The 4,601-nt window shown below is 66.4% G+C and carries 3 protein-coding genes; 1 reads left to right on the top strand and 2 read right to left on the bottom strand.

All coding sequences use genetic code 11. The features are described 5' to 3' along the window. Window positions 1-271: 271 nt before the first annotated feature. Window positions 272-2,446 carry a TonB-dependent siderophore receptor gene (locus AC3WJE_RS20905; protein ID WP_493732766.1) on the bottom strand — a complete coding sequence of 725 codons (2,175 nt, stop codon included), beginning with the start codon at window positions 2,444-2,446 and terminating at the stop codon, window positions 272-274. Between the two features lie 201 nt (window positions 2,447-2,647). After that, window positions 2,648-3,439 (bottom strand): polysaccharide deacetylase family protein, encoded by a 792-nt coding sequence (locus tag AC3WJE_RS20900; RefSeq protein WP_493732765.1) that lies wholly within the window; start codon window positions 3,437-3,439, stop codon window positions 2,648-2,650. A gap of 58 nt (window positions 3,440-3,497) precedes the next feature. Between AC3WJE_RS20900 and grxD the strand changes: the two genes are divergently transcribed. After that, window positions 3,498-4,424: a Grx4 family monothiol glutaredoxin gene (grxD, locus tag AC3WJE_RS20895; RefSeq protein WP_493732764.1), complete on the top strand. Its 927-nt coding sequence runs from the start codon at window positions 3,498-3,500 to the stop codon at window positions 4,422-4,424. Window positions 4,425-4,601 lie beyond the last annotated feature (177 nt).

Genomic DNA, 4,601 nt, shown 5'->3' with positions numbered 1-4,601 from the left:
GCCATCGGGCATAGCCCGATGGCGCTCAGCACCACGCGAGCCAGTGGCTCGCAAGCCGTGGCGCTTCGCCCCCGCTTCCGCGGGGATGACGGTAGAAAGATTGCGACGATGGCGAGATGACGAGGAAGACACTAGGTCCCCGCCTACGCGGGGACGACGGTAGCGGGATGGCGTGGAAGGTGCAGGTCCCCACCTATGCAGGGACGACAATGATTGGGTTCTCTACGAGAACCCTACTCCAGGCAAATACCGCCTCACCTCAATCCGCAACCTAGAACTTCCAGGAAAGCGTCAGCTCCACATCACGCGGATCGCCATAGATCAACTGAGTCTGATAGACGATGTTCGAGTAGTACTTGCGATCGAACAGGTTGCGTACGTTGAGCTGCGCCGACCATGCATCGTTGATGTCATAACGCGCCATCACATTGGCCAGCAGCACACTGCCCTGGGTCAGCCGCACCGCATTGCCGGACGGATCATAGGACTGATCGTAGAACGAGGACTGCCATTTCAGGCCGCCGCCAAAACGCCATGCCCCCTGCTGCCAGGTGGTGAACAACGTAGCCTCGCGACGCGGATTGGTCGGCGTCACGTCCACGCCGTCGGCATCGTCGGCATCGAACTGCGCCCAGCCGAAGCTGGCACGCCAGTGCTCGCTCAGTTCGCCGTCGAGCTGGAACTCGAAGCCCTTGCTGACCGTGCCCGTCACGGCACGATAGGCCTGATCGGTGGTACCCGGCACCACTTGCCCCGCATCGGCCACCGCATAATTGTCCTGCTGGATGCGGAACACCGACAGCGCGGCGTTGAGATGTCCGTCCAGGTACTCGCCCTTCACGCCGACCTCGTAGCTGTTGCCTTCAAGCGGCGCCAGATAGCCGCCGTTGCGGTCGCGGACGTTCTGAGGCTTGAAGATGCTGGTGTAGCTGGCATAGACCGAATGATGCGTGTCCACGTCGTAGATCAGGCCGGCGTATGGGGTGGTGCGGCCGTGGCTGGCATAGGAATTCGACGGGGTGATCCGATCTGTGTTCTCCCAGTCGCTGACGCGCGCGCCGACGATCGCCTTCAGGTCGTCGGTCAGGCTGAAGCGGCCGGCTGCATAGGCCGCCACCTGGCGGATGTCGTTGTCTCCGCCCTTGGTCAGCGCCGACCAGGTCGGCTGCGCCATCGTGCCGGTCCAATCGTAGACGCTCTCTTCAGCCAGCGATTCGAGTGGGTAGTTCCACCAGGAACGCACGTTGCGCCGCATCCAGGTCGCGCCGGCCACCAGTTCGTGATCGCGGCCCCACAGTGCCAACGGCAAGCTGACATAGGCATCCAGGCTGTCCTGCGTGGTCAGGGCCGGATAACGGCCGGCGTAGTCGCCGGTCAGGCCCAGGCCGGTGCTCTTGTCCGGGTACTGGTAATAGCCGAACAGCACCGCCTTCCAATCGGTCTCGAAGCGCTGATGCGAGTACTCCACGTGCAGCTGCGCGCCGTTGTCGAAGCGATGGATCAAGCCGGCGAAAGCATTGGTGGTGTCGGCCACGCCGCGCGCCCAGCGTGTGGCGAACGACGTCGAGCGCGAGAAATCCGTGCGGCTGCCATCGCTGAACCAGGCCGGCACGCCGCCCCAGGTGGTGCCGCGCGCATCGTTGCGCTGCTTGCTGACACCCGCGTAGGCCTGGGTGTCGTCGGAAAGATCCGCATCGACGATGCCGTACAGCAACCCCGATTTCTTGTGGTAGTAGTCGCGGAACGAATCCTTGTCCTCGTAGCTGGCCACCACCCGGCCGCGCACGGTGCCGGCGGCGTTCAAGGGCGACTGCACGTCGACGGTGCCGCGATAGCGGTTCCAGCTGCCGGCCGACAGGTCGACGCGGCCGGTGAACGTGTCGCTGTCGGCGTGCTTGCGGATCAGGTCGATCGAAGCCGCCGGGCTGCCGGCGCCGCTGGTGAGGCCGTTGGCGCCCCGCACGATCTCGACCCGGTCGTAGATCGCCAGGTTCTGCTGCACATCGCCGGTGTAGTCGGTGGGAATGCCGTCGACGCGGTAGTAGTCCACCTCGAAGCCGCGCACGGTGATGTAGGTGCGCTCGGTGTCGAAGGTCGGCGAGTTGAAGCCGGCGACGGTGTCGGTGACGTCCTGCAGCGACTGCAGATTGCGGTCCTCGATCTGCTGGCGGGTCACCACCACGACCGACTGCGGCGTCTCGCGCGCGGACAGCTCCAGCTTGGTCGAGCTGCGCACGACACCGGCGGCATATGAGTCGGTGCCTTCGGTCGCGCCGCCGCGGCGGGCCTTGACCTGCACGCCGTCCAGATCCACCGGATCAGTGGTAGTGGACTGCGCCAACGCCAGCAGTGGCCACGCACAGGCCAGCGCCAGCAGCGAACGCGACAAAGGAAAGGGGGAACCGGCGCGCACGGCAGCGCGCACAGCGATGGTGGGGGTGGACATCGTGTCAGCCTCATTGACCAGGAATGTTTGCCGTCGATGACGGCTGGCTGGCTTTCGTCCCGCACCGATCAAGGCACGGACCCGGTCACTGGCTGGGGGCGGATATTCTGCCCACGTTAAAATTCTGTCAAGACAGCCGTGGATCCCCGGTTCGAAAAGTGCGGTGGGTGTCGCACCCGCCTTTGCATCCAGGCCGCCGCTTTACTCTGAGGACAGTGGTTCGTCAGGCAGCACCGCGACCAGTCCACGCGCGGTCAGGGCTTCCAGCACCCGGCCCAGGATCGCGGGGTTGTGGCCATGCGCGCCGCCCTCGTGCAGCAGCACGATGGCCCCCGGTTGCAGGTCGGGGACGATGCGCGCCACGACACCGTCAGGCTCGCAGTCCACACCATCGAAGCCGCGCGCGCTCCATGCCACCCGCGTCAGCTGGTGTTCCCGCAGCGGCGCGGCCACGAACGGGTTGGTCATGCCGACCACCGAGCGATACCAGCGCGGCGACTGCCCAGTGATGGCCTGCAAGGTGCGCTGGGCCTGGCCGATCTCGGCCGCCATCCGGCGCGGCCCCAGCGCCCAGAACCAGGCCTGCGGATGGCTGTGGCTGTGATTGCCGATGCCATGACCGCGGCGGACGATCTCGCGCACCAGCTCCGGGTGCTGCGCCGCGCGCGCGCCGACCAGGAAAAAGGTGGCGCGGGCGCCGTGGCGATCAAGCAGATCCAGCAGATCCAGGGTGTCGCTGGAAGGGCCATCGTCGATGGTCAGCCAGACCTGCGGCGCCGGCCCGGCCAGGCGCGCGACCACCGGCGCGTACAGCCGCGCACGCGGCAGGAAGATCGGCACGATAAAGCAGGCATGTGAAAGCAGCAGCGCCGTCAGCCCCAGCGGCCAGCCGAACCGCCACCACAGCGCGATCACCGCCAGCTGGGACGCGGCCAGCCACCAGCCCCAGGCGGGCCGAAAGGCGGCGCGATGCTGTGTTTCCGCAGGACTCATGTCCCATGATCGCACGGCGCGTAGAATGGTCGGTCTCCCCAAGCTCCACGGTCTCCCGATGTCCCTCGATCCCGCCCTGCGTTCGCGCATCGAATCGCTGCTGCAGTCCAACCGCGTCGTGCTGTTCATGAAAGGCCAGCCGAACATGCCGCAGTGCGGCTTCTCGGCCAAGGCCGTGGGCGTGCTGAACGAGCTGGGCGTGGACTACGCCCACGTCAACGTACTGGCCGACCAGGAGATCCGCGAAGGCATCAAGGCCTACGGCGACTGGCCGACGATCCCGCAGCTGTACATCGACGGCGAGCTGGTCGGCGGCAGCGACATCGTGCTGCAGATGTACGAGAGCGGCGAGCTGAGCCAGGTGCTCGGCGTGGCCGCGCCGGACCTGACCCCGCCGTCGATCACCGTCACCCCGGCCGCCGCCGAGATGCTCAGGACCGCGCTCGCCGATGCCCCGGGCACCGCGTTGCAGTTGGCGATCGACGCACGCTTCCAGCCCAACTTCCAGCTGGTGCCGGAGAACCCGAAGGCGATCACGGCCGAGTCCAACGGCCTGCGCGTGCAGTTCGATCCGTCCAGCGCCAGCCGCGCCAACGGCATCACCATCGACTGGGTCGACGACATCCGCGGCCGCGGCCTGGCGATCGACAACCCGAACGCACCCAAGCCGGTCACCGAGCTGGCCCCGCGTGATGCCGACGACCTGCTCAAGACCGGTACGTTGACGCTGGTGGACGTGCGACCGGCCGACGAGCGTGCGATCGCCTCGGTCAACACGGCGTTCCGCACCCTCGATGGTGACGAGCGCGCCGCGCTGGAGCAGTTGCCGAAGAACACCCCGCTGGCGTTCCTGTGCCACCTCGGCGGGCGCAGCCTGCAGGCCGCCGAGCACTTCCGTGGCCTGGGCTTTACTCACGTCTACAACATCACCGGCGGTATCGATGCCTGGTCGAATGATGTGGACAACGCTGTGCCGAAGTACTGAGGCACGCGCTGGGAACCGGGAAAAACGCCGCGAAAGCGGCGTTTTTCGTTTCGGCACGCGCTGTGCTTTTGTAGGAGCGGCTTCAGCCGCGATGAGGCGCTACCGGTAACGCCCCATCGCGGCTGAAGGCCCGAGGCCACCCAGAGCCGCTCCTACGTAAGAAACCGCGAGCGGCGA

Source organism: Pseudomonas sp. GW821-FHT07E12 (assembly GCF_058986605.1).
This window is presented reverse-complemented; position numbering and strand designations above follow the sequence as displayed.

Excerpts from the sequence above, each read along its gene's own strand:
- AC3WJE_RS20905 (WP_493732766.1), bottom strand. The coding sequence starts at position 2,446 with ATGTCCACCCCCACCATCGCTGTGCGCGCTGCCGTGCGCGCCGGTTCC.
- AC3WJE_RS20900 (WP_493732765.1), bottom strand. The coding sequence starts at position 3,439 with ATGAGTCCTGCGGAAACACAGCATCGCGCCGCCTTTCGGCCCGCCTGG.
- grxD (WP_493732764.1), top strand. The coding sequence starts at position 3,498 with ATGTCCCTCGATCCCGCCCTGCGTTCGCGCATCGAATCGCTGCTGCAG.